19 protein-coding genes are annotated in these 24,582 nt (G+C 47.6%); 15 read left to right on the top strand and 4 right to left on the bottom strand.

The features are described 5' to 3' along the window. From KJB30_RS03840 to KJB30_RS03825, 4 genes are all read right to left on the bottom strand, one after another. The gene (locus KJB30_RS03840; protein WP_214296621.1) at positions 1–1,128 is read right to left on the bottom strand and encodes an ABC transporter permease; all 1,128 of its coding nucleotides are present in this window, start codon (positions 1,126–1,128) and stop codon (positions 1–3) included. 153 nt (positions 1,129–1,281) lie between these two features. After that, positions 1,282–1,908 carry a PEP-CTERM sorting domain-containing protein gene (locus tag KJB30_RS03835; protein ID WP_214296620.1) on the bottom strand — a complete coding sequence of 209 codons (627 nt, stop codon included), beginning with the start codon at positions 1,906–1,908 and terminating at the stop codon, positions 1,282–1,284. A 188-nt stretch (positions 1,909–2,096) separates the two neighbouring features. Then, positions 2,097–2,678, bottom strand: a complete 582-nt coding sequence (locus KJB30_RS03830; protein WP_214296619.1) for a PEP-CTERM sorting domain-containing protein — start codon at positions 2,676–2,678, stop codon at positions 2,097–2,099. A gap of 148 nt (positions 2,679–2,826) precedes the next feature. Further along, on the bottom strand, positions 2,827–3,528 hold the full coding sequence (locus KJB30_RS03825; RefSeq protein WP_214296618.1) for a CAAX prenyl protease-related protein: 702 nt from the start codon (positions 3,526–3,528) through the stop codon (positions 2,827–2,829). Between the two features lie 257 nt (positions 3,529–3,785). Here KJB30_RS03825 and prsT point away from each other — a divergent pair, with 257 nt between their 5' ends. The 15 genes from prsT to KJB30_RS03750 all read left to right on the top strand — a co-directional run bounded on the left by prsT (position 3,786) and on the right by KJB30_RS03750 (position 24,353). Next, complete coding sequence (prsT, locus tag KJB30_RS03820) at positions 3,786–6,434, top strand: XrtA/PEP-CTERM system TPR-repeat protein PrsT (RefSeq protein ID WP_214296617.1); 2,649 nt, start codon at positions 3,786–3,788, stop codon at positions 6,432–6,434. A gap of 46 nt (positions 6,435–6,480) precedes the next feature. After that, on the top strand, positions 6,481–7,896 hold the full coding sequence (locus KJB30_RS03815) for a TIGR03013 family XrtA/PEP-CTERM system glycosyltransferase (RefSeq protein ID WP_246545486.1): 1,416 nt from the start codon (positions 6,481–6,483) through the stop codon (positions 7,894–7,896). A 132-nt stretch (positions 7,897–8,028) separates the two neighbouring features. After that, positions 8,029–8,832: a polysaccharide biosynthesis/export family protein gene (locus tag KJB30_RS03810; protein ID WP_214296616.1), complete on the top strand. Its 804-nt coding sequence runs from the start codon at positions 8,029–8,031 to the stop codon at positions 8,830–8,832. Between the two features lie 109 nt (positions 8,833–8,941). Beyond that, positions 8,942–10,405, top strand: coding sequence for an XrtA system polysaccharide chain length determinant (locus KJB30_RS03805; RefSeq protein WP_214296615.1), 1,464 nt, complete (start codon positions 8,942–8,944; stop codon positions 10,403–10,405). Between the two features lie 181 nt (positions 10,406–10,586). Next, complete coding sequence (locus tag KJB30_RS03800) at positions 10,587–11,441, top strand: XrtA-associated tyrosine autokinase (protein ID WP_214296614.1); 855 nt, start codon at positions 10,587–10,589, stop codon at positions 11,439–11,441. A 186-nt stretch (positions 11,442–11,627) separates the two neighbouring features. Then, positions 11,628–12,650, top strand: coding sequence for an XrtA/PEP-CTERM system-associated ATPase (locus KJB30_RS03795; protein WP_214296613.1), 1,023 nt, complete (start codon positions 11,628–11,630; stop codon positions 12,648–12,650). Positions 12,651–12,681: 31 nt separating this feature from the next. Then, a complete protein-coding gene (locus KJB30_RS03790; RefSeq protein WP_214296612.1) occupies positions 12,682–13,914 on the top strand; it encodes a TIGR03016 family PEP-CTERM system-associated outer membrane protein in 1,233 nt (410 codons plus the stop codon). A gap of 31 nt (positions 13,915–13,945) precedes the next feature. Beyond that, positions 13,946–15,082 (top strand): glycosyltransferase family 2 protein, encoded by a 1,137-nt coding sequence (locus KJB30_RS03785; protein WP_214296611.1) that lies wholly within the window; start codon positions 13,946–13,948, stop codon positions 15,080–15,082. Between the two features lie 4 nt (positions 15,083–15,086). Next, complete coding sequence (locus tag KJB30_RS18365) at positions 15,087–16,262, top strand: O-antigen ligase family protein (protein WP_214296610.1); 1,176 nt, start codon at positions 15,087–15,089, stop codon at positions 16,260–16,262. Further along, positions 16,259–17,416 (top strand): glycosyltransferase family 4 protein, encoded by a 1,158-nt coding sequence (locus KJB30_RS03775; RefSeq protein WP_214296609.1) that lies wholly within the window; start codon positions 16,259–16,261, stop codon positions 17,414–17,416. Before KJB30_RS18365 ends, KJB30_RS03775 begins: the two co-directional genes overlap by 4 nt. 7 nt (positions 17,417–17,423) lie before the next feature. Then, positions 17,424–18,554, top strand: a complete 1,131-nt coding sequence (locus tag KJB30_RS03770) for a glycosyltransferase (RefSeq protein ID WP_214296608.1) — start codon at positions 17,424–17,426, stop codon at positions 18,552–18,554. Then, the gene (locus KJB30_RS03765; RefSeq protein WP_214296607.1) at positions 18,551–20,002 is read left to right on the top strand and encodes a lipopolysaccharide biosynthesis protein; all 1,452 of its coding nucleotides are present in this window, start codon (positions 18,551–18,553) and stop codon (positions 20,000–20,002) included. The genes KJB30_RS03770 and KJB30_RS03765 overlap by 4 nt, the downstream gene beginning before the upstream one ends. After that, positions 20,003–21,157 (top strand): glycosyltransferase family 4 protein, encoded by a 1,155-nt coding sequence (locus tag KJB30_RS03760; RefSeq protein ID WP_214296606.1) that lies wholly within the window; start codon positions 20,003–20,005, stop codon positions 21,155–21,157. Continuing rightward, positions 21,148–22,299 carry a glycosyltransferase family 4 protein gene (locus KJB30_RS03755; protein ID WP_214296605.1) on the top strand — a complete coding sequence of 384 codons (1,152 nt, stop codon included), beginning with the start codon at positions 21,148–21,150 and terminating at the stop codon, positions 22,297–22,299. Before KJB30_RS03760 ends, KJB30_RS03755 begins: the two co-directional genes overlap by 10 nt. Further along, positions 22,293–24,353: a glycoside hydrolase domain-containing protein gene (locus KJB30_RS03750; RefSeq protein WP_214296604.1), complete on the top strand. Its 2,061-nt coding sequence runs from the start codon at positions 22,293–22,295 to the stop codon at positions 24,351–24,353. The genes KJB30_RS03755 and KJB30_RS03750 overlap by 7 nt, the downstream gene beginning before the upstream one ends. Positions 24,354–24,582 lie beyond the last annotated feature (229 nt).

Below are 24,582 nucleotides of genomic sequence, written 5' to 3'. Positions count from 1 at the left end.
TTACCCCCGAAATAGTATGGCAGGATCAATGCTTTTGATTCGGCGGACAGAGACGAAAGCAGCTCCAAGGCACATCAGCAGGGTGAGCCCGAGTACAAGGAAATTTACCCAGCCGCGTACCACCATGACCATGCCGCCCGCTTCATATAGCTTCACCGTTGAAACCGTTATTATCAGGCTGAAAATGTAGCCGAGCATTGCATTTATAATGGCCTGAGAAAAAATGATCCGGTATATGTCACTATTGCTGGCTCCGAGCGCCTTCAGGGTTCCGAATTCCTTGATGTGCTCCATGGTGGAATTGTAAATCGTCTGGCCAACGATCAGCATTCCAACCAGGAAACTTATCACTATTGTCAGCATGAAAGAAAACCCGACTCCGGTTTCAATGGCCCAGTACTTGCGAGTTTTCATGCTGAAATCAGCTGCAGTGAATACATCGACACCCTTGAGGCGTTGCTGCAGGCGGGCGATCACCTGATCAACCGATGCACCCGGCTTTATCTTGGCAACCACAAAAACTGTGCTGTCTGATCCCATATATGTGACCAGTCGTTGTGCCAACTCAAAGGAGGTAAAGAGGATCGGTGCCGTGGTAAATGATTTAACCCCTCGAGATATACCTACAATTTGAAGCCGATGAAAAAGAACATCCCGGTACTCTCCCACCTGAATTTTGCCGAGTCTTTTCATTGCAGATTCATCAACGATGGCGAAATTACCGTTCTTGAGATAACGAGTGTCCCCTGCCAGCATATCCCAAGGCCCTCCAACACCTGTGTCGGGATTGAAGCCGACAACCTCAACCTGTTCGGTACCCCCTTCTTTTTGCCGAATGATGCCCCAGGCCACAATGAGTTTTTCAGCGGAAAGGATTTCAGGGTCAGCGATGGTTTGATTGTAAATGTATTCGGGAAAGGGTTGGGAGAAATCAAAGTTTTTGCTGTTTTTGGAGGTCACCCAGATATCACCGGGAGTGTGGTCAATGATGACGGATGAGGTTTCCATCAGGCCTAGAAAGATACCGAGCTGATTAAAGATCAGGCCCACGGCGAACACCACTCCCAGTAGCGTTATCAGGGAGCGTATCTTGTCGTACAGCAGGATGCGGAGGGCGACGTAAAACATTGCAGCACTATAACATGAATCTTAATTTGGAAAAGCAAATTACATTAAAAATAAATTGAAAAAAAACATTCATTTAGATGGCAAGCTAATAAAAAGAGGGCTCTGCCGAAGCAGCACCCTCGTTTGTTAATTCTACCCACTAAATTATCTAATCTAGCTTTTAAACAGGCGCCTTTTTCCGCAGATAGCCAAAATAAACATGCCGGCACCAAGCATCACCATCGTGCCTGGTTCGGGAACGGAAGATACAGCTGGATTCGGGATGAGATTTGCAGTCAGGGAGCCTGATACATAGGTGAGATCACCCTGAGTGCCAGTCAGGCTGAAGTTGATGATGCCATCGTTAGACAGGTCGCTAATCTGAGCCGGATTAAAAATCTGCGTCAGGTAGACATCACCCCTGTAACCATGCTCACCAGTTGCAATTTGCGTGTAATATTTAATTTTTTCTCTACCGCCTGCGTTATCATAAGTCACGTTGCCAGATGTAAGGCCTAAATCATACCAGCTCGTTCCGTCGGTAGAGATTACACCTGAAATATTTAATGAAACGCTTTCCATTGCATTTATAAACCAGTTGGTCGTCAGCCTTATATACTGTTTAAAATTTCCAACATATTGATTATTCCATTCGTAGTTGCCGGTTATAGAATTTTGAAGTGTTAATTTGTCAAGATCGTCACTCAGCTTTATGGTTGCACTCGCACTGGAGATAACATATGGAAGGGTAAAATCATTTCCAGTGGGAACAGCTGGATTGATATCAAAGCTCCCAGTCAAAGTTTTCCCTGCTGTAATCAGGGTATTATCAGCAATGTTATCATTAACGGTTATAACAGTTAATGCATGAGCAGTTGATACAGCAAAACCGATTGCGACAAAGGTGAAAGTAATATTTTTTTCATGCCATCATCCTCAATTCCAATTGTTGTTCTTCACAGCCTTAAATGATGAAGAATGCGGCTAGATCAGCCTTTTCTGCGCTTCCAGCCAAAGAAACCGCCCAAGCCCAGCAGGCTTGATCCCAACAGCATTGCAGTGCTTGGTTCCGGTACCGCCGTAGAAGGGGTGGCGCCTGATACTGCGACCGGTTCATACTCAACAGTTAACTTGGATTTTTCGATGAAAAAATCGCCTCCATTGGATTTAAGGAAAACGGTAAGACTGTAATCTGTAAGATTATTGATATCGAACTCGTAGAAGTACTTGCCGGTGTCAACTTCACCGATTTTCCATTCCTTGTTATTAATTGTCGCTGTGGCCCACTCCTTGGCAAAGATATCTTTTTCATTGTCTTTGAGACTAATTACAAGTGTTGCTCTAATTATCGCCTTGACTGTATCAGGAAGGGTTATTTCATGATTCCATCGCACAAAATCTCCCTTTTTCCCAAGTCTGTTCACCGCCCCCCCTCCATAATAGAAGTCATTCTGGGGACTTGAGCTTGTAATAGAAAAGTTATCAAACTGCACCACATCAGTAAGCATGGTGGCCTGAGCCGTGCCTGCCAGCATAAGGATTGCTGCCAGTAGTGTAACCGTTTTTTTCATAATTGATCTCCAATAAAGTCTCGTCATATAACGGATTAGCACCCTTTGTGCCAAAACAAATAACTATTTTAAATCAAGTATTTATAAGTAAACAACTGTGTGGATGGGCATTAGTGTAAAGAAAATCGACAGCAATTTAACGGAGGAGTTACCAGAAATACCACTTGTCGGTGTAGAGGACATATATGGCAAGGGCCAAATTGGTAACAGCGTGAGAGAGAATGCATTGGGCGATACTGCGGGTGCGATAGAGCAGAAGTGAATAGAGCACACCGGCGGTGATGCCGGCCAGGATGAAATGATGTTCAAGGCCAAACAGGATTACGGTGATCATGAATGATGCCCAGGTGAAGGAGCCGAGCGGCTGCTTTTCAAAATCATTGTCAATGATGTAGCGGATCAGGAAGGAGCGCCAAAACAATTCTTCCATGAGCGGCACCAGTAATACAGCACCGGCAATTCTGAAGGCGGTCATTCCCAACTGCAGGCTCAGGTTCGGAAAGAGTGTCGGATTGAAGCCTTGGGGGGATCCTGTTCCAGAAAACGACCAATCCATGTTAATCCAGAGAATGAATACCAACAGCCCAAGCAGGCATGAGGCTATTGTGGAGCGGTAGTTAGCCAGATCTTTCAGTGATAGCTCAGTGTATTGTTTGCGGTAATGAAAAAGAAGGGCGGCAACCGCTAATGTTTTGATTGGATAAGAATAATAGAGTGTTGTGGCGCTGAGGGTGAAGAGTCCTTGCTCCGCTAAATGGCGGAGTACTTCATCGATTCCAATGAAGGCCATGAAAAAGGCGAAAGGGAGATAACGGGCTCTGGCTGCATATGCGCTGGGTGAAGGTAACATGGGATGCGATGCTATCTTAAAATAATAAAATCTGCAACAGCTCTCTAAGGAATATTTTATAATCGTCTACTTGTTCTTTAATTAAAAATAAATATTTCACTCTGTGTTTTGCCTGAATATTTAGTGGGATTGAGCTAATTATTCCTTGATAAGAAGAAAAGGAGTTGTTATTATCCACGCCTTTTTAAGAATCGAAAAAAATTATTTTCTTCAACTGCGAGAAGATTCTTGGCACATAATGAACCCTGGGGGTTTAAATGAAAAAAATTACATTAATTATGCTGGTACTGCTTTTGGCGACTGCAGGCTGCAGCAGAAAAACCAAGGAAGACCTGCAGGCTGAAGGAATAAAGCTGCTGAAAGAGGGGAATCCCGGTGGCGCTGTGGTGCTCTTTAAAAGCGCTCTTGAGAAGGATGAAAACTATAGTGATGCTCGCCTTCAGCTGGCCAAAGCGTATGCTGCCATGGGTAAGCGGGACCAGGCAGAGCGTGAATTCACCAAGGTTTTGAAACAGAACCCCTCGCTGGATAGCGTGCTGCTTGAACTATCCAAGCTTGCAATTGCCAACCAGAAGGGGGACGAGGCATTCAAACTAGCGGAACAGTATCTGGCAAAGCATCCAGGAAATGCCGAAGGCTTGGAGTTGCTGGGTGTATCCAGCGCAGCGAAAAAACAGTATTCCGAAGCAGAGGCTTATCTGCAGCAGGCTTTGGCAGCCAATCCAAAACTTTCTTCTGCAAAGCTGGAACTGGCTTCCGTATATGTGGCTGCAGGTGCGCCGCAAAAAGCGCAGTCACTGCTCCAGGCCGTTATCCAGGCTGATCCACAAGGAAAAAAAGCTTATTACATGCTGGCTGAGCTTGAGAAAGGATTGGGCAACACGGATAAAGCCCAGGAGCTTTACCGTAAATTGCTGGAGATCAACCAGTCAGAGACTTTTGCCGCCTATAAACTCGGTTTGATTCTTCTGGAAAAAGAAGAACTCGACAAGGCTGAATCCGTTGCCGATGGCTTGATTAAGAGCTATCCCGCCAAGGGTGATGGCCATCGTCTGAAAGGGCTTGTCAAATTCCATCGTAAGGAATATGCCGATGCGATCAATTCCCTGCTTACTGCCAACAAATATGCTCCCTCATTGGAAGGATTCTATTTCCTCGGCCTCTGCTACTACAACCGTGGTGAGTTGGAAAGCGCTCTGAGTCAGTTTCGCAAGATCCTCGATAATGTTCCCACATCACGCCAGGCACGAATCATGACCGCAACCGTTCTTTTGACTCAGAAGCGTATCGATGATGCCATTACCGAGATCAATCGGGTGCTGGAACAGAACAGCCAGGATGCCCTGGCTCACAATCTCCTTGGCAATGCTTACATGGCCAAAGGGATGTTCGATGAAGGCATGCATGAGCTTAATCGCGCAACCAAATTGGACCCCAAGGTTGTGGATGCCTATTTGAAGAAAGGCTACTTTTACTTCAGCAGAGGCAAGAACAACGAAGGTGAAGCAGAACTTGCCACGGCTGTCCAGGCTGCTCCTGATGCCCTCAGCAGCCGGTTGCTGCTGGCCTCCTATTATCAGCGCGGCGGCAAGACAGCCAAGGCACTTTCATTGCTGAGGGCCGGCTTGACCGGCAAGAAGAGCGACGCGCCTCTTTACAACAGTATTGCTGCAGTACTGTTTTCTGACAATAAGCGTGACGAGGGAATCAAAAACCTGCAGAAAGCCAAGCAGCTTGATCCTGTTTTCCCCGCATCGTATCAGAACCTTGCCACATTCTACGCCGCTTCAGGCAACTACGATAAAGCCATCGATGAATATGCAACCCTGCTGCGCAATGATCCTGCGAATGTCCAGGCCATGCTCGCAATTGCCGGGTTGTATGAGGTGAAGGGGAAGCAGAGCGACGCGCTCGCCTACTATCGCAAAGCACATGATACCGGCAAGCCTGCGGCTGTTCTTGCACTGGCCGCATATCATGCGAAGCAGAAAGAGACCGACAAGGCTCTCAAAGTGTTGGATGAATCCATCAAGAGTGATGGCCGCAATGTGACCGCCATGGAAATGAAAGGCAGGATTCTGGTTGGCGAAAAAAAATACAAAGAGGCGCTCAAGGTGTTTGACGATATTGATACAGCTAATCCGGACGCCGGCGTGGCACTCAAGATCAACACCTATGTACTGATGAACGCACCCGCCAAGGCACTTGAACAGGCACGCAGAATCATAGCGAAATACCCCTCGTCGGCTCGCGGATACCTCGTACTCGCTTCTATCTATGAGAGTCAGAAGGATTACACCAGTGCTCTTGCTGAAGTGAAAAAAGGGCTTCGTGTGGACCCGCTCAACGTCCAGGCCCTGCTTACCGAGGGGCGCATTCATGAGTTGCGCAATGAACGAGATCTTGCCATGACCAGCTATGCCGATGCGTTACGCAAAAAATCCGATTTTGTACCAGCTCTCTTCGCCCAGGGGGCTCTGCTGGATTCATCGGGAAAGAAGAAGGAAGCGATCACAAAATATCGTGAGGTTTTGGAAAAAACACCTTCGTACGTACCGGCGCTCAACAATCTTGCATATTTGTATGCTGATGGCTGGGGAAATAAGGAGGAAGCGCTGCGCTTTGCAGTTACCGCTTTCAGGCAGGATCCAGGTAATGCCGGGATCATGGATACTCTCGGCTACGTGCTGCTTAAAAACGGCCGCAAGGACGATGCAAAAAAAGTATTGGAACAGGCTGTAAAGCTGCTGCCGAACAATCCATCCGTTGCCTACCATCTGGCACTTGTTTACAAAGAATCTGGTGAGGCGTCAAAAGCCGCGCAGACTCTGCAGAAGGCGCTGATGATTGGCAGCTTTCCCGAAGCGGCTGCAGCAAAAGCTATGCTGGCTGAAGTGAAAAAATGATTTTGTGCTATCTGCAGCTACCCAGGAAGGTTTCTTGGGATAGCGGATGCAAGACTTGCGATTTGTCATGATTCATAAACTTGCTCTATTCATATTTTCCGATTTGCTACTGGCATTCCTCGCCTTCTATTCCGCCGGTCTGATTCGACTGGGCATCGCTGAGGTGCTCCTCGAACTCCACACTCTACATGGTTTGCTGAATGCTTCCATTTTTGCGGTCGTAGCTGTTTTTGCATCCCAGTTTATGGATGTGTACGATATCGGCAAAAACACCAGAAAGAGCGAGATAATAGTCAATATCCTGCTGGGGAGCTTTACGTCATTCTTCCTGCTCTCCATGATTTATTACCTGAATCCATCCGTCATGCTCGGCCGCGGTATTCTGGCCATTTCCATTGCGTTGTTCGCCCTGTTCCAGTTTCTGTGGCATGTCATCTACCTGGAATGCCGTCATCATCCACGTTTTTCGGAACGGATAATCATCCTCGGGACAGGCGCGCTGGCACAGCAGATGGGCCAACTGGCAGCTTCGCGTGGGAATTTCTACTGCGTAGCAGGGTATGCCAGCTGTAGTGGTGATAATGACCATGTCAGAGAGGGTGACGAAGGATTTTCGCCTCTTCCGCCCGAAGCGATTGTGAGCACATCGGAAGACTTGCTGGCATCTGCGATAGCAGGCAGGGCAGACCTGATCGTTGTGGCGCTTTCCGAGCGCAGAGGTATCTTTCCGCTGCGGGATGTATTGCGCTGCAAGTTGAACGGTATTGAAATTATGGACGCTCCCTCCTTTTATGAGCGCGTTACCGGCAGCCTCATGCTTGAACAGATCACTCCCAGCTGGATTATCTTTTCCAGCGGCTTTCGACGAACCTCTCTGCTGGCACTCTTCAAGCGCCTGAGCGACATTGTGCTGTCGATAATAGGGCTGCTGTTGACCGCATCATTCCTGCCGTTCATTGCGCTGGCAATCAAGCTCGACTCCAGGGGACCTCTCTTCTTCAGTCAGGTGCGGGTGGGCAATCGGGAGAAACTGTTCAGGTTGTACAAGTTTAGAACAATGGGACAGGATGCGGAGAAGGCAAGCGGGGCGGTATGGGCGGAAAAGAATGATCCAAGGGTAACCCGGGTGGGGGCTTTTTTACGTGACACGCGTATCGATGAAATTCCACAGCTCTTCAATGTGCTCAAAGGGGATATGAGTTTCATTGGACCCAGGCCTGAGCGGCCGGAGTTCGTTGAGAACCTGAAAAAGCTCATTCCTTATTACTCGAAGCGACACTTTATAAAACCGGGCGTAACCGGCTGGGCTCAGGTCAGATATCCCTATGGAGCCTCGGTTCATGATGCGGTGGAAAAACTTCGCTATGACCTTTATTACATCAAGCATTATTCCGTTGTTCTGGACCTGTTGATTTTCTTCGAGACTATCAAGGTTGTTGTGTTTGGCAAGGGTGCGAGATAAGGGCGGCATTCCGGGTAAGGACGGGTTTGAAACCGCCCCTACGGCCAAACTGGTCCCATCCCCTTTAGGCCCACTGGGTCCTCCCGGCTCCCCTTGAAAGGGGAGGAGGTATTTATCTGCAAAGGAGTACAGATGATACGCAACACATTGTTATTGTTATTTATTCTGTTGATGTTTCCCCTGTCGTCCATGGGGGGCGATTATGTGATCGGCGAAGGAGATGGACTAGATATTGCCGTGTGGGGGGTCAAGGAGCTGACCTTCCCGGTGAAGGTCCGTCCTGACGGAAAAATTACAGTTCCCGGTTTGGGTGATGTAAAGGCAAGCGGCCTGACACCCACTGATCTACAGGCAGCCCTGGCGATACGCCTGAAGGAACTGGTCAAGAACCCGATTGTCACCGTAACCGTAAATCTGATCACCAACAGCAAGGTCTATATCTTCGGCGGTGGCATAAAATCGGGAGTGTTTGAACTTCACCAGCGTTCGACCCTGCTACAACTGCTCTGTACCATAGGCGAGGTCAAAGCAGCTGATCTCAAACGCGCCTATCTTTTGCGAGGCGGCAAAAAAGTAAAAGAAAATTTTCACAGCCTGTTCATCAGCGGCGATACCAGTGAAGATCTGCTGCTGGAATCAGGGGATTCGTTGTTCATTCCGCTATTGCTCGACAAAAGTGTCTATGTTCTCGGCGCGGTTAATGCTCCCAAGGCAATTGAATATCGAGACGGAATGCGGGTGATGGAGGCGATCCTGGAGTCAGGCGGCTTCACTAAATTCGCTGACCAGAATGGAGTCATGATCCGGCGCAAGGACGATAAAGATGGCGAGACATTGGAGATCAAGGCCAAGAAGCTGCTTAAAGATGGGGATCTCACTCAGAATGTAGTTCTTAAGGCGGGTGACTACATTGTTGTTAAGGAAAGTTTGTTTTAAGGCGGGGACCGGGAAGGCGGGGACGTGGGACCTGGGATTAACAGCATAAACCACCAGTCCCTGATCCCCTGATTTTCAGTCTCTGATTTTTAGATTCAAGGGGAAATTAATGCAACAGCCAGCAGCACAATTCGAGTACAAAAAATATTTGCAGCTGATCGTCAGGCGCAAGGAAATCTTTGTTGCCATTTCTTTACTGGTCATGACCAGTGTGATTATTGTCAGTTATCTGCTTCCCAAGAAATATGAGGCAAGCAGCACGGTCTTCATTGAAAAGAATGTGATCAGCGAATTGGTCAAGGGGATTACCGTAACCCCCTCCATGGAAGATACGATCAAGGTACTTACCTATGCCATTACCAGCCGCACCTTGCTCACCAGAGTCGCTGAAAATCTGGACATGAACCTCACCAAGGGCACCTCAACGGAAGAAATTATCCAGAAGCTGCAACAGAACACAACAGTCAAGGTCAAGGACAAGAATCTCTTCACTATCTCCTATGTTGATAAAAATCCTAAAATTGCCAGAGATTATGTCAACACTCTGGTGCGGCTCTACATTGAGGAAAATACCTCCTCCAAACGGGGCGAATCCTATGACGCCACAAAATTTCTTTCAGAGCAGATCGATAATTTCAAGACCAAACTGGAAAAGGCGGAACAGCAGGTCAATGATTACAGGCGCGACAAGGGTGGGGTGATTGCTGTTAACGAGGCATCTCTGTTCGAGGATATCAACACATCCCGCCAAAAATTGTACGACCTGGAACTGCAGCGCAACCAATTGGAGGCGCGGCGCCGCAATGTCCGCAAGACCAGTGATCCTCTGCTGGCCAAGGTTTCTGGACTGCAGAAACGTCTGGATGAGCTGCGCGTTGAATATACTGACAGCTACCCAGAGGTCATAAAGATTAAAAATGATATTGAAACTGCCAAAGAACAGATGAAGAGCAGAAACGGCGACAACCTTGGTACTGATCCGCAGGAAATGGGTAAAATCGAATCGGAAATCGCAGCCATCAAGGTCAGTGAGCAAAGTCTGCGGCGTTACATAGCCACTAACGAATCGTTATTGAAAAATCTTCCATCAGCCAAGGCTGGTCTCGAAAAGCTGGAGCTGGAGAAGGCCAATCAGAAAAATATCTACGACCAGCTCTTTGCCAGACACGGGCAGTCCGAAGTTTCCAAGCAGATGGAAGTTCAGGATAAATCCACCACTTTTCGCATCGTTGATCCTGCTGTGCAGCCGGTTAAACCAGCCAGCCCCAACCGCCTTAATATCATGTTGATGGGCATCATCGGCGGCATTGGCGCCGGTTTCGGCGCCCTGATGCTGCTGGAACAGATGAACGGCACGGTAAAGGATGTTGATTTTGTCAAAGGACTCAACCTGCCGCTTCTGGCAGTTGTCCCTCGCATCCACGACCAGCAGCAGGTGGATCTGCAGCGCCGCCGCACCGTGCGCCTCTTTTCAGCGGCCGGGATGTACATGCTGTTTCTGCTCTGTTTTCCGCTCATGGAGCTGATGGGGCTGACTTATGTGGATAAGCTGCTGGGGATGGTTTTGAAGTAGCCGGTTCAATTTTTGAGCGTTTGTTCTAGTGCCATGTAACTCTTGTTTTCGCACCAGAGCTTCTCCCTCCCAACCTCCCCCCGCTTGGGGGAGGAGCGTGTTCCCTCCCCTGGAGTGGGAGGGTTAGGGAGGGGTTAGATGTTACAGCGCACTAGTAAGTAGAAGTCAGAAGAGAGGAACTATGAGCAGAATTGAAAAAGCAATGGAACGGGCAGCACAGGTACGCAAGGGTGAGGTTACGACCCCGGATACTATCCGCCCAGCCCAATTCGACACATCTCACACCATACATCACGCGCCCATTGCCATGCCGCAGGTGAAGCAGACGGTTTTTTCCGATAACCCGCTGCTGGTGACCCTGAATGATCCATATTCGCCTACTGCAGAAGAGTACCGCAAGCTGAAGGCTGTGCTGGTCAAAATGACCTATGGCGAACCATTCAAAAATACCATAATGATTACCAGCGCCATTCCGGGTGAAGGCAAGAGCATAACTGCCTTGAACCTTGGGATAAGCCTTGCCCAGGAGTTCGATCACACTGTGCTGCTGGTAGATGCCGACCTGCGCAGGCCATCCGTACACCGCTACCTGAACATTGAGCGAAAGGTCGGGCTTTCGGAATGTCTGTTGGGTGAAGCAGACCTTGGAGATGCCATTATCCCTACCGGCATCGGGCGGCTTTCCGTGGTTACTGCGGGTCGTGAAATAAGCAATCCGGGTGAGCTGTTCTCGTCCCACCGCATGAAGAGCATGCTGGAAGAGATCAAACACCGCTACAACGATCGCTACATAATCTTTGATGCACCACCTCTGCTTCCTTTTGCCGAAACACGCTCCCTGGCTCATCTGGTGGATGGGATCATATTTGTCATCAAGGAAGAGCTGGCCACCCAGACTAATGTACGGGATGCGATTGAGACCCTGAAGGGAACCAACATCCTGGGAGTGGTCTACAATGACGCCAATATTGCCCACAACCTGGAGCGCTATCACTCCGCCTACAACTATCACAGCTATGCGGGTACAGGAGCATAACCGCGACAGCCGCCCTGATAAAAACAGCATTTTCACACAAAGGCACAAAGGCACGGAGATGCTGAATTTTAAAAAAGTACGTAATCATTGCTGTGATTGAACCTCTGTGTCTTTGTGCCTTTGTGTGCGTCGGTTTTGGAGCTTATTTGCGTAAGCAGTGGTTTTTATATTATGGGAGTCAGCAGCATGTACGAATCATATTTTAATCTGCGGGTAAAACCCTTCGAACTTCTTCCTGATCCCCGCTTTATTTTCTTCAGCAAATCCCACAAAAAGGCGCTTACCTTCCTGGATTATGGCATTCGCGAGCGGGCAGGGTTCATTCTTTTAACCGGGGATGTCGGTTCCGGCAAGACCACCCTGATCCGCGACTTGCTCGGCAAGCATTATGACCATGTCGTACTTGCCAAGGTTTTCAATACCCGTGCTACTACCGAACAGCTGCTGACCATGATTAACGAGGATTTCGGGCTGGTCGTGGAAGGCAAGGACAAGGTCACCCTGATTCGCGAACTGAACACCTTTCTGGTGGAACAATATGCCGCCGGCAACCAGCCGATCCTGATCATTGACGAAGCCCAGAACCTTGCCCCTGAACAGTTGGAAGAGATCCGCATGCTCTCCAACCTGGAGATGGCGGACAGCAAGCTGTTGCAGATTATCCTGGTGGGACAGCCGGAACTGCGCACTATCCTGGCAGCACCGGGGCTGCTGCAGCTGCGCCAGCGGATCAGCATCAATTGTACGATCTCACCCCTTAATCGCCTGGAGACGGAACAGTACATCAGCCATCGCCTGGAAGTTGCCGGCAACGGTGCTGCGGTCAAGTTTCCGCCGGAAACCCTGGATATCATCTACCAGTACAGCCGAGGCATTCCCCGACTGATCAATATCCTCTGCGATTTCCTCATGCTTTCTGCATTTGCCGAGGAGATGCGGGAAATCCCTGAAGAGATGGTGCGTGAGGTCATCGGGGATCTGGATTTCGAGAACCATTACTGGTCCACAGCCGAGGAGGCCAAGGAACATCCGGTAGGTGGATTTCATTCTCCAGCCCACGAGGTGCTGACTCTTTCCCAGGAGACCCGTTCGCTCCTGCTGAACATCTCCCGCCGTATCGAAACCATTGAGAAGGATGTGGCATTGATGCGGGATGGAGTCGCTACGTCCCAGGGAAGCGTTCAAGCGGAGATGCGAGAAAGTATTTAAGTCCGTTTCACCGCCGATAAAGGAGGCACACATGCAAAAGACAATCAGCCTGCTTGGCGCCGCCGCCTTTCTCTGGTGTGCCGCAATTCCGGTCAGTGCCGCAGAGCTGGAATTCAAGCCCTTCCTCTCGCTGGGCGCAGAGTTTAACGACAATATCTTTGAATCGGTCACCAACAAGCGTAGTGAGTACATCACCCATATTCGGCCAGGTCTCACCTCAAAATACCAGGCTCCGTTCTGGAACTGGGACATGGCCTACAGTTTCGATTACCGGCGTTATGAGCGGAACAGCCATTCAGAGGAGTTGACTCACGATGCCGGTCTGCATGGCACGATCAAATTGGTAGAGAACCTGCTGCATGTTGATGTGAGTGATACCTATCGCCGGGTATCCACCGACATTACCCGGGATGCCACGTACCAGAACAGCCTGTTTCTTAATCAGACCGATCAGAACATCGCCACGGTTTCACCTTATCTGCTGTTTCGACCAGGCCAGAAGACCACGGTCAAGACCGGTTATCGCTACATAGATGTGCGCTACTGGGGGGAAGGAATCGAAAAGCGTGATCACGCCGGATTTTTCGATCTAAGTCATGAACTCTCCGAGAAACTGATTCTAACAGCCAATTACGTTTTTGACTCTGTCAAGGCAGATGATACCGTCTATCGCAAGCACGAGGCCGTTGCAGGTTTTCGTTACGCCTATGCCGAGAAATCGTCCCTTTTCGCCCAGGCCGGAAACACCTGGCAGAGTTTCGACACCGGCCGCAACGTAAGTTATCTGACCTGGAATGCCGGCCTGACCCATGATCTCGGCATTGCAATTGCCACACTCAGTACCGGAGTGCAACTGACGGAAGATCCCCAGGGCCTTTCCACCAAATCCACAGTTTACAGCGCAAAGTTGGATAAGGCTTTCAAGCGTGGCGCGCTTGGAGTCTCCGCCAGCTATACCGAATTTGAAAATACCCAGACCCAAACCGTGCGCAGCACAGGTGATCGTGTGCTGACCTTCGGGGGTACCGGTCAGTATGAACTCCTTCAGGGCCTCAACCTGGTTGTTGGGGGAGTCTGCGATCATTATGGTGGAGAGCTGGCAACGGAACCTGATTATCGCGTCACCGGCACCGCCGGCCTGAGTTATCTCTTCAATTACGATATCTCCCTCGGCCTGAATTACACCTACGTGACCTACCTGGGGGGAGCTGAGGGCGACCGTCAGGTTAATCGGGCTGTTATTGATTTGAAGAAGACGTTTTAGCAGACGGTTTAATAAGGGACCAAAAAACAAAATGAAATTCATTTTCTGGCTAAGCCTTGCAATCATTCTCTACACCTACATCGGATATCCGTTCTGGCTGTTCTTTCTGAAAGCAATCAGATCCCGTCCCAATTTGAAAGAAGCTAAAGATCTTACAGTGTCAGTCATTATTGCTGCATGCAATGAGGAACAGAACATTGCTAAACGCATAAGGAATGTCCTGGAGCAGGATTATCCAGCCGACAAGCTGGAAATCATTGTTGCATCTGATGGTTCGACAGATGGGACGGTGGAAGCCGTGCGGACTTTGCATTCTCACCAGGTTAAAGTATTAGATCTATCACTTAGGTATGGGAAGGCAATTGCATTGAATTCAGGGGTGGCCATTGCCACAGGTGAGATTATTGTTTTTACAGACTGTCGCCAGACATTTGATCCTGATGTCATTCGTCAGCTGACATCAAATTTTGCAGATCCTTTAGTTGGCTGTGTGAGTGGAGAGTTGGTTTTCTTACAGGATGATGCCAGCTCTATTCAGGTTGAGATGGGAGCCTACTGGAAATACGAAAAATGGATCCGAAAAACGGAAAGCGCCACCGGATCGGTGATCGGTGCGACAGGCGCCATTTACGCTATTCGACGGGAACTGTACAGCCCTTTGTCGCCCTGGACCCTGCTGGATGACGTGCTGACACCGATGAACATCGTCCTACAGGGTTTTCGCACCGTTTTTGATCACCGTGCGGTGGCTTATGATGTGGTCTCCAAAGATGTTTCCCAGGAATGGAGGCGCAAGGTGCGTACCTTGGCCGGAAACTGGCAGATGATCGGATTCGTACCGGGCCTGCTGCTGCCGTGGGTGAATCCCTACTGGTTACGCTTCGTTTCCCATAAGCTTTTTCGTCTCTTGGTGCCGTTTGCCTTGGTGATACTGCTATTTTCTGGGTTGGCCGTAGGGGAGGGGATCTATTTGTGTGCAAATGCCGCCCAAGCTCTGTTCTATCTGCTCTGCCTTTGTGGCTATCTCTTGCCGGTAAGCCGCAGGCTGCGGTTGGTGAACCTGATCTATTTCTTTATGATGATGAATGTTGCGGCGGTGATGGGGCTGTGGCGATGGTTAACTGGTGGATGTGAATCAACCTGGGATTCAACAAAAGTGAAGGTTTGAAACTGTGTCTCTAAATTCTCTGGTTAATTTGATAGTTGTCCTCGTGTTGATTTACGTCGGGAGGATTCAGGAGCTGATTCCTGGTCTTGCTATGCTGTCAATTGGTAAAGTCGCTGTAATTCTAGTACTGGTACTTTATATTTTCGCAAACAAGGAAGAACAACCTAAACAACCTTTATTTATTTATCCTCAAGCCAAATATATTGCGATTATTGCCGTGCTGTCGGTTCTGTCCATACCTGGAAGTGTTTGGCAGGGAAAATCATTTGATTTTTTTTTCTCTTTTTACTCAAAGCTGCTCTTGTTTGTATATCTGATGGTAATGGTCCTTTACAAAGAAGCACATCTTCGCAAGATCTGCCTGGGGTTGTCCTTGAGTGCGCTGGCCTTGTCAGTTGCTGCAGTCGTTAATCCGCGTATTGTTGAAGCTGGCCGGATATCTGCAAGTGGCACCTATGACGCCAACGATTTCGCACTGCTCTTGGTCATGTGCCTACCGGTAATGTTCTACCTGTGGGAGGAGGAGTCCGGAATCCTGAAGCATTTCTTGCTGGCCACTATGCTGCTTTCCCTGTATGTGATACCCAAAACCGGGTCGCGAGGTGGACTTTTGGCGCTGGTCGCAGTTGTGCTGGCTGTTTTGATCAAAAAAGGATGGCGACGTTTTTTTCAAGGAGCAATTGTCGCTGTAACTGTTGGCGGCATCTTCTATTATGCAGCCGGAGATCAGCTCGAACGCCTCATGACTGTGTCAGATCTGGATACCGATTATAATCAGACGGCACAGGAAGGGCGTGTTCAGATATGGCAACGGACCAGCAAGATGATCGTACAGCATCCATTGTTCGGTTCAGGTGTGGGGGCCTTTATTACCGCCGAAGGACAGACCCACGAAGGCGGGAAATGGAGTGCAGCCCATAATTCGTTCATCCAGATCGGTGTGGAGTTGGGAGTGATCGGCCTACTGGCACATCTCTGGGTTATATGGAAGATGATAGTTCTCGCCCGAAAGAACCCCGATAAATACTCCTTTGGCATCGAAGTCGCCATGTACGCCTATGTTGTGGGCGGAATGTTCCTTTCTTGGGCCTTTGCTTATCTTTTTTACTTTTTCCTCGGACTAAGTCTTGCCAAATCAAGAATAAATAACGCTCAAGTTGTTGCGACTGGTTCAGCATGATGCGGGTAGCACACCTCACATTTTCCGGCGCATTTGGAGGAAGGGAAAAAGTTGCTTTTTCACTGGTCAGAGCACTAAATTCTTCAATTGCCGCAAAACTGTATCTCGTGCTTGAAAGCCGGACAGATCAGGACAAACAGAAAGATCTCATGCAGCATCTTTCCAGCTATGCCATGCCGACAAGGATACTGCAGACCGATGCTTTTTTTTCAAATTCCACGTGTAAAGAACTGGCCGCCTATATTCAAGAGGATGATATCAATATCATTCACGCACATTGCCACAAATCGCTGTCATATGCGCTGATTCTGAAATATCTTCATTGCCCAGGGCTCCTGGTAACCTGTACCCTTCATGGGTTGAAAATACCATTTGATTGTAAATATCTGGTGCATCATCTTCTTAGTATGGTCGGTATGATTGGATCTGACGGAATTATAGGTTGTTCCCGGGAAATAGTGTCAACTATCAACAAAGTTCCTTTCCTGAACAGGAAAGTAAGCATCATTCGGAACAATTTGCCCTTTATCAAAAAGCAACTTGCCAATCGGAATGACTTACGGGCTGCTTTCAGTCATCGTAATAATATTCCCAAACACAAGACCTGTTGGATTGGCAATGCCAGCCGGTTGACCGCTCAGAAAAATATACCCCTTTTTTTGGATTCAATCAGCAGGTATGCATCTGAGTCAAACAGCAACAATGCTATTTTTTTGCTTGCGGGTGACGGAGAACTGAAAGATGAACTGCTTGCTCGTGCCGCACGGCTTGGTTTGAATGATTCATTCCGGTTTGTTGGGTTTTTGACCGGCATGGATGAGTTTTACAGCATGCTCGATTTGTTTGTGCTGACGTCCGATTGGGAGGGTACCCCAATGGCCGCCCTGGAGGCAATGTCTCATGGTCTGCCGGTGATCGCATCCAGTGTCGGCGGGGTGCCCGATGTCGTGGTTAATAATACTACAGGGATATTGTTCCCCAAAGGTGATGTCCAGGCATGTGTGGCTGCCCTACATATGCTTATTGGAGCTGAGGATGCGCGAATAAAGATGGGTATTGCTGCCAGGGAAAGGATACTGACTGAATTCACAGAAGAACGCTGGGTCAGCGAACATCTGAGCCATTATCAGCTTCTTTTGAGCCGGGAGGGATAGTCCAGCCATGAGGCATGTAGTTCAATTCGTACATTCCTTCAAAATCGGCGGATCCGAAGTACTGGCTGAAAGCTTGGCTAAGGGCCTTTCCAAAAAAAAATGGAAATGTTCCTTCTGGACTATGTCGAGTGAGGGGCATCTTCGCCAGAGGCTTGTTGAATCGCACATAGGTGCTGCTTCTTTTGATTGCTCCGCTGGTGCAAGTTTTTCAACCATGCTCAAAATTATTCCGAGCCTGAGACAGCATAAAGTTTCTGCTCTGATCACTCATCATTTTCGTCAGCTTTTTCATGCCGTTCCTGCTGCCCTTTTAACTGGAACACCGTTGATTCATGTGGAACATGATTATCATTTTTATAGTGATGGTTTACGTTATCTGCCGATTTTGCGGCGACTTTTGCTTTTCGTCTCCAGCTTTGTGGTTGTGTCGGAAGAACTGGTCGCAGAATTCAGGCAGGGTCTTGGCAGCGATGTTCCATGCATAGCGATTCCAAACGGAGTAGACACAGAATGCTTCCAGAAACGAAATGAAATACGGCTGTCGATGCGAAGTCAACATGGATATGACCAGGATTGTTTGGTAATCGGCACCTGCTGTCGCCTTGAGCCGGTAAAACAGCTCAACCTGCTGCTGACGGCATTTGCACAGTACTTTAGGAGCAATGGGAAAGCCCGCCTTGTTATCGTGGGGGATGGCAGTTTGTCAGGTGAGCTTAAACACTTCGCGCAAAATGCAGGTATTTCAGATCAGGTTGTTTTTGCCGGTGCACAAGGCAATGTTGATGAGTATCTCTGTATGTTTGACATCTTTGCTCTGACCTCTGTCAATGAAGGACTTCCCTTGGCAGTGCTTGAGGCAATGTCCGCAGAGTTGCCGGTTGTGTCCACCGATGTCGGTTCCCTTGCTGCTGTGGTAAATGACGATACAGGGATACTGGTCCAAGAGCAGTCTCCGGAAGCCATTGCAGGCGCTTTTGGTTCGCTTGAAAATCCCGTTACAAGAAAAACTTTGGGTCAGTCGGCCCGTAATAGGGTACTACAGCATCATTCGCAGGAGTCGATGGTAAATGCCTATAACAAGATTCTTTCCGCTTCAATGAAATCTCCCTTGCGTTGTCTTTTGCGGCTCTCCGCATGAAAGACCGCATTATAAAGGGTATATTCTGGCTGGGCGGTGCCAGTCTGCTGAGCCAGGCGGCAACCTGGCTCTCAACCATTGTGGTAGCCAGGATTCTGAACCCGTCCGATTACGGTTTGATCGCGCTGGCCGGAATTTATATCGGTTTCGCTGAATATGTAAATGAGTTTGGTATTGGTACAGCTATCATCCAAAAAAAAGATCTTGATCCACAGGATATACGCGGACTTTACACTATCTCAATTCTTCTTGGTGCAGCAATGACCTTGCTGACCATTCTGTTGGCCCCTGCCGTTGCAGCTTATTTTAAGGAGGATCGTCTAATCGGGATCATCCAGTTTTTGAGTCCGAACTTTCTTGTTAACGCTGCAAAATCGGTTCAACGCAATCTTATGATTCGAGAGATGAAATTCACTGAATTGGCCAAGATGGATGGCGGCTCAAGAATTATAACTTCATTAGGGGCATTGGGTTTGGCAATGGCAGGATTCGGAGTCTGGACCCTTGCCGCACAGTATCTGCTGCAGAATGTCATCGTTTTTATATGGTCGTTTGCATATGAAAGAAGATTACCCGGGAAAGTTGTGAATTTTGACAGGCTCAAAGAAATGTTGGTTTTTGGTGCAGGAATTACTGGAACTAATATTCTGTATTGCACTAATCGCAATATTGATCAGTTCATAGTCGGTAAGATGCTTGGGAAAATGACGTTGGGATCTTATTCATTTGCGCAGACTCTCGCAGATAAACCGTTCGAGAAACTGCTATCCATCTTTAACCAGGTTTTTTTCCCTGTATTCAGCAGAATTCAGGATGATCCTCAGAAGACGAAAAGCTATTTTATGAGCATTATGGAAAAGGAGTTATTCATACTTACGCCAATTTTCTTAATGATTATCCTTACAGCACAGGATCTGGTTCATGTTGTGCTCGGTTCCAAATGGGAGTTGATGATCCTGCCGCTTCAGCTGTTTGCTCTTATTGCTGTTTTTAAGTACCTGGAGAACCGTATCAGCATGATGTACCGCTCACGCGGAAAATCACGGGCTCAACTGGTTTTTACTTCACTTGTTGCTGTTGTCATGTCTGTTGCTCTTTTCACGGGAGGAAAACATGCCGGCCTCACAGGTGTACTGGCTGCATGGGGTATAGCTTATCCCTTGATTGTGATGGGCTACCTGAGAGGCTTTCTTCTCTATATAGGTATTTCTTGGAAGAAATTTTTTGCTCTTTTTAGTGTTCCACTTATCTCCGCTATTGTGATGACAATCCCTGTTTTGCTAACCGCCTCTCTGTTCCAAACTGTATCTTTGTATTCATTGCTCTTCAAAATATTTGTGTGCTTACTCTCATATTCTATTGCAGTATTGCTTATGAATAGACGTATCGTAAATGATTTGAGAGATATTTTCATTACTCAGTTTGGTAAGACAAGGCAGGCTGTTTGAATGTCACCCCAAAGAAGAAAACTACTGATGTTGGTACCCCCATGCTACCGTCCTGATCTTCCCAATTTCAGTGGCAAGTACCAGTTTATATCGGATAAATATTCAGGGTATATCCTCTGCCGAACATCTAGTGAATTTGATGGTCTCACTTTGGGTGGATTCGTTCTTCATGCGTTAGCTCTGCCCATGAAATATAGTGTGTTGCAGAAGCTTAAAAATATAGTTGAAGTTGTGCGTAGCGGGATTGCTCTTTACCGTGATAGACAGTTTGATCTCATCATTAGCCACGATCCTCTTACATTAGGAATCATAGGCGTACTGATCAAAAAAATAACTAAAGCTAAACTACTAGTTGAAATAAACGGACATCTTTTAGAGGCAGGTTTCCTGAAACAGAGTGGGATCGTCGACAGATTGCGTAAATTTCTTTACCAGCTGACCATCAAGTGGGTGCTGCGAAATGCTGATGGTATCAAGTGTATTAATACTACGCTTGTGGATGAAGTGCAGCCGTTAATTCATTATGTACCTGTTTTTTGTTTCCATGATTATGTTCCGATCTCCCTATTTTTACCCTCCTCGGAAGATAAGGATTATATTTTTTTCGCTGGGCACCCATTTCACATCAAGGGTGTCGATCTTTTGATTACCGCCTTTCTGAACTTAAGCCAAGACTTCCCTGGTTGTCGCTTGCTGATCATGGGACACAACCGGATCGATTTAGAAAAATACCGTCAACAAGCCTCTTTATGCGATCGGATAGAATTTTTGAAGCCAGTTTTTTACGATGAAATCCATCGCTATTTCAAAGAATGTAAATTTTTTGTGCTTCCATCGCGTAGTGAAGCGATGGGACGGGTTTTGCTTGAAGCAATGGCATCGGGTAAAGCAGCTGTGGCAGCCAGGGTGGGTGGTATTCCTGAAGTTGTGGATGACGGCGTCACCGGACTTCTTTTCGAGAGCGAAAATATACCCGATCTTGAGCGAAAGATGCGGTTGCTTCTTTCCGATTACGAAATGAGACGATCCATGGGTGAGGCAGGTCGGAAGCGAGTAGAGACCTGCTTTTCCGAGGCGCATTATCAGGCAAAGTTTGCGGAGATGGTTGAAAGTGTATTTTCAGATTCAGGAATGGCAGAAAAACAATGTCACTAAAAAAAGCATCAATTGCCGTACTCGATATGTGGGCCTCCAATCAACAAACCCAGGGCCCAAGCAAACACTGGCTGTACAATCAACTGTCATCCCAGTTCGATGTGCAGATTGTAAGGTTGCCTCGCTGGTCGCTGCATGATGTACTCCTTTTGGCAAGTACCGTCTCCTACACCAGATATCGCTGGGGCACTAGGTTTTATACCGCCCAGGAAAAGTATGGCAGAACGCCGAGAGCATTCATAAAACGTACAAGGCTTTTTCAAAAAGCACTTGATGATCTACCGCGTAATCCAGATGTTATATTGCAGATAGGGGCAATGTTCGGACCTTTAGATGTAAAGGGTGTTCCCTATCTTTCCTATCATGACCAGACCATGGCAATGGTTGAAGCACATTGCACTGACTGGCTTCCTGATAATTTTGAAACCATCAAGAATGATTGGTATCGTCTTGAACGAGATTTTTACAATGCTGTTACCCAGGTAGTAACCTATAGCAACGTGACCAAAGGATCGATGGTAAACGACTATGGTGTCAGACCTGCCAACGTTAGCGTCATACCTACGGCCTGCAAACTACCATTTCCCAATTCCGAAGAAGCTTTGTTACCCAGGAAAAGGCAACTGCTGTTTGTTAGTACTGATTTCAAACTCAAAGGTGGAGATCTACTCCTTGAAGCATTCCCACTGATTAAAGAGAACGTCCCCAATATTGAACTAATAATTGCCGGGGGGAAACTTCCGCCGGGAGTAGTGCTCAGTGATCCGGCGATTCATTATGTAGGTTCATTGTCCGCTCAGGAACTTCAACGTTATTACCTGACTTCAGAGCTGCTTGTTCATCCGGCCCGTTATGATGCTTTCCCGAATGTTCTTAAAGAAGCCATTGCCTGCGGTCTGCCGGTGGTGGCTTCGGATTTATGCGGTATGCCGGAAATTCTTGACCAAGGTAAAAACGGTATTCTTATCAAAAACCTAACCAGTGCCTCTTTCGCTCAAGCAGTTATTCGTCTGCTTAGGGATAAACCTCACTATCAACAGTTACAGCAACAGTGCTTGTTAGCTAGAGACAGGTATCAACCTGCTATAGTAGGGCAGCAATTCATAACCCTCATTAATTCTTGTCTTGGGGTAAAATGCTAATTGGTCGGTATTCCAGTGAACATAAGATCATGGTTTGGGGCAGCGGTCTGTTGCTCTGCCTTGTTTTATATGTTGGTTTTTCCAGCCTGAATCAACATCGAGCTGCTCATCAGGAGGTTGTTCTTCCAGCTAACATTCAGCCTCTTCCGGGCTCACATCTCACTGCTGTTTGGGCAAATGACGGAGGAGATAAGGTGACTCGGGATGAGTTGCGGGTTTCTCGCGGCATAAAAGTTGAGAACCTGAACTGGAATGGTAAATCTGCCAAACAGTTCGGAGCACAGAATGAGGTTGTGTCTTTAAACCTTGTACTGGAATCGGCCTTGACGGATGCCAGGGAAATCAATGTGTCGTTTGATGTGCTGAGAGGCTCTGACAATTCCAGAATCACCTCCAGAAAAGTTGCTAAAGATGAAGTGTTTAATTATGTGGGCAGAAATATCGAGTTGTTTTATGTTCGCTACCTGCAAATCAAGGGGCTTTCTCGTCTGAGTTATGATCCTACCTATGATGAACGACATGTTCCCAAGCGATTCCAGTTGCCCTACAACTTGCCAAAAGGCACATCCAAAGGTGCTTTTGCCGATAGACCGGATGCCAACAAGTTTTACCCCGATATTGCCGTGCCGATAGAGGCGGTGAACAGCTTTTCCATCAAGAAAGGAAACAACCAGAGCATTTGGATTGATATCTATATACCCAAAAGGGCAACCCCGGGAATCTACAAGGGTACCATTCAGATATCCGAGTCCGATAAAAATACCATTGGTGTACCTGTCGAACTTGAGGTCCTGCCATTTGCTCTTCCGGATAAACCATCGGCCAAAACCATGATGTATATCAGCGAACCGAATATAAATTACCGGTATACCGGAGTGCGCTGGGATGATTCCGGTGGTGCAACACCTGAAAAGCGAGCAGTAATGCAAAAAGTCTGGAACATGCATCACCTTGCAGCGCATCGTCACAAGGTATCACTTGTGAATGATGGTCTTGATCCTTTAAACAAAAAACACTGGAAGATGCAACGATGGATTCCGGTTTTTTCTGGAGACCTGTTCACCAAAAAATTCGGGTATGACGGCCCAGGTGTCGGTGAACCAAGTGATATATACTCCATTGGTACTTACGGGGCATGGCGCAGCAAGCGCTGGTCACCAGACAGTGAAGCCGACATGAGGACTAATACGGATAAATGGGCGGAGTGGTTTGAAGTGCATTTCCCCAATACTGAGCATTTTCTGTACCTGCTGGACGAACCTCAGGCAAAGGATTTTCACAAGGTTGAGGGATGGGCATCGTGGATTAAAAATAACCCTGGACCAGGGAAAAATTTGAAAACGTTGGTTACTTCGAATGTCATGAAAATCGCTGCCAGCATGCCTTCTACTGATATCGGATTTGTGGGTTGGGGTGACGAGGCCAAGTGGCGGCCTTTTATTGACACCTTTGGAAAAGCTGGGAAAACCTACTGGGGATACAATGGCACGCGTCCCATGAATGGTTCATTTGCTATTGAAGATGAAGGTGTCGCTCTACGGGTCAATGCGTGGTCCCAATTTAAACATAAAGCTCAAAGATGGTTTTACTGGGAATCAACGCAGTATAAGAATTCATCAACCTCATCATTTGAGACAAATGTATTTGCTCAGGCGCAGACGTTTGGGCGCAAAGATGAAAAGCTCCACCCGAAATACGGTGAGACCGGATCTGGGTATAACAATGGAGATGGAGTTCTTTTTTATCCAGGCACCGATTCTCATTTTGTCAGCGATAGTTATGGGTTGTCAGGTCCTATTGTCAGTCTGCGATTGAAACAGTGGCGCAGAGGCCTCCAAGATGTTGATTATCTGACGATGGCTGAGAAAGTTGACCCTAGCGCTGTCAAGGCCATTGTACAAAGAATGATACCAAAAACTATGTGGGAGGTTGGTGTTACTGACCCCAAAGACCCATCATATGTTCATGCCGATATAAGTTGGCCAATAAATCCGGAAGCGTGGGAACAGGCAAGAAAAGAACTGGCAAAAATAATCATGATGGGAAAGAAGTGATTCAAAGGTGATATGTAATTAGTTTAAACATTTTAAACATCAGGCGACTGTACTGAAAAGTTTGTTATTTTATTACCTTCTATAGCAACGAAAAGCAATTGCACTGATTGGTTGGACAGTTAACAGTCAAAGACCTTCCGATTAATGACAGGTGAATACCATTTTGCTAGAAAATTTGATATTTCAGCTAGTGGTGACGTGCTCGATCAAATAGATCAGATCATACTGA

The organism is Pelotalea chapellei, assembly GCF_018531195.1.
Taxonomy (GTDB): Bacteria; Desulfobacterota; Desulfuromonadia; order Geobacterales; family Pseudopelobacteraceae; genus Pelotalea; species Pelotalea chapellei.
Note: the sequence above shows the minus strand (reverse complement) of the source record. Positions and strands in the feature narration are given on the sequence as shown.

Bases quoted from the DNA above. Each gene is read 5' to 3' on its own strand.
- KJB30_RS03800 (WP_214296614.1), top strand. From the start codon at position 10,587: ATGAGCAGAATTGAAAAAGCAATGGAACGGGCAGCACAGGTACGCAAG.
- KJB30_RS03775 (WP_214296609.1), top strand. From the start codon at position 16,259: ATGATGCGGGTAGCACACCTCACATTTTCCGGCGCATTTGGAGGAAGG.
- KJB30_RS03810 (WP_214296616.1), top strand. From the start codon at position 8,029: ATGATACGCAACACATTGTTATTGTTATTTATTCTGTTGATGTTTCCC.
- KJB30_RS03830 (WP_214296619.1), bottom strand. From the start codon at position 2,678: ATGAAAAAAACGGTTACACTACTGGCAGCAATCCTTATGCTGGCAGGC.
- KJB30_RS03840 (WP_214296621.1), bottom strand. From the start codon at position 1,128: ATGTTTTACGTCGCCCTCCGCATCCTGCTGTACGACAAGATACGCTCC.
- KJB30_RS03805 (WP_214296615.1), top strand. From the start codon at position 8,942: ATGCAACAGCCAGCAGCACAATTCGAGTACAAAAAATATTTGCAGCTG.
- KJB30_RS03755 (WP_214296605.1), top strand. From the start codon at position 21,148: ATGTCACTAAAAAAAGCATCAATTGCCGTACTCGATATGTGGGCCTCC.
- KJB30_RS03770 (WP_214296608.1), top strand. From the start codon at position 17,424: ATGAGGCATGTAGTTCAATTCGTACATTCCTTCAAAATCGGCGGATCC.
- KJB30_RS03785 (WP_214296611.1), top strand. From the start codon at position 13,946: ATGAAATTCATTTTCTGGCTAAGCCTTGCAATCATTCTCTACACCTAC.
- KJB30_RS03750 (WP_214296604.1), top strand. From the start codon at position 22,293: ATGCTAATTGGTCGGTATTCCAGTGAACATAAGATCATGGTTTGGGGC.
- KJB30_RS03765 (WP_214296607.1), top strand. From the start codon at position 18,551: ATGAAAGACCGCATTATAAAGGGTATATTCTGGCTGGGCGGTGCCAGT.
- prsT (WP_214296617.1), top strand. From the start codon at position 3,786: ATGAAAAAAATTACATTAATTATGCTGGTACTGCTTTTGGCGACTGCA.
- KJB30_RS03795 (WP_214296613.1), top strand. From the start codon at position 11,628: ATGTACGAATCATATTTTAATCTGCGGGTAAAACCCTTCGAACTTCTT.
- KJB30_RS03825 (WP_214296618.1), bottom strand. From the start codon at position 3,528: ATGTTACCTTCACCCAGCGCATATGCAGCCAGAGCCCGTTATCTCCCT.
- KJB30_RS03815 (WP_246545486.1), top strand. From the start codon at position 6,481: ATGCAAGACTTGCGATTTGTCATGATTCATAAACTTGCTCTATTCATA.
- KJB30_RS03760 (WP_214296606.1), top strand. From the start codon at position 20,003: ATGTCACCCCAAAGAAGAAAACTACTGATGTTGGTACCCCCATGCTAC.
- KJB30_RS03790 (WP_214296612.1), top strand. From the start codon at position 12,682: ATGCAAAAGACAATCAGCCTGCTTGGCGCCGCCGCCTTTCTCTGGTGT.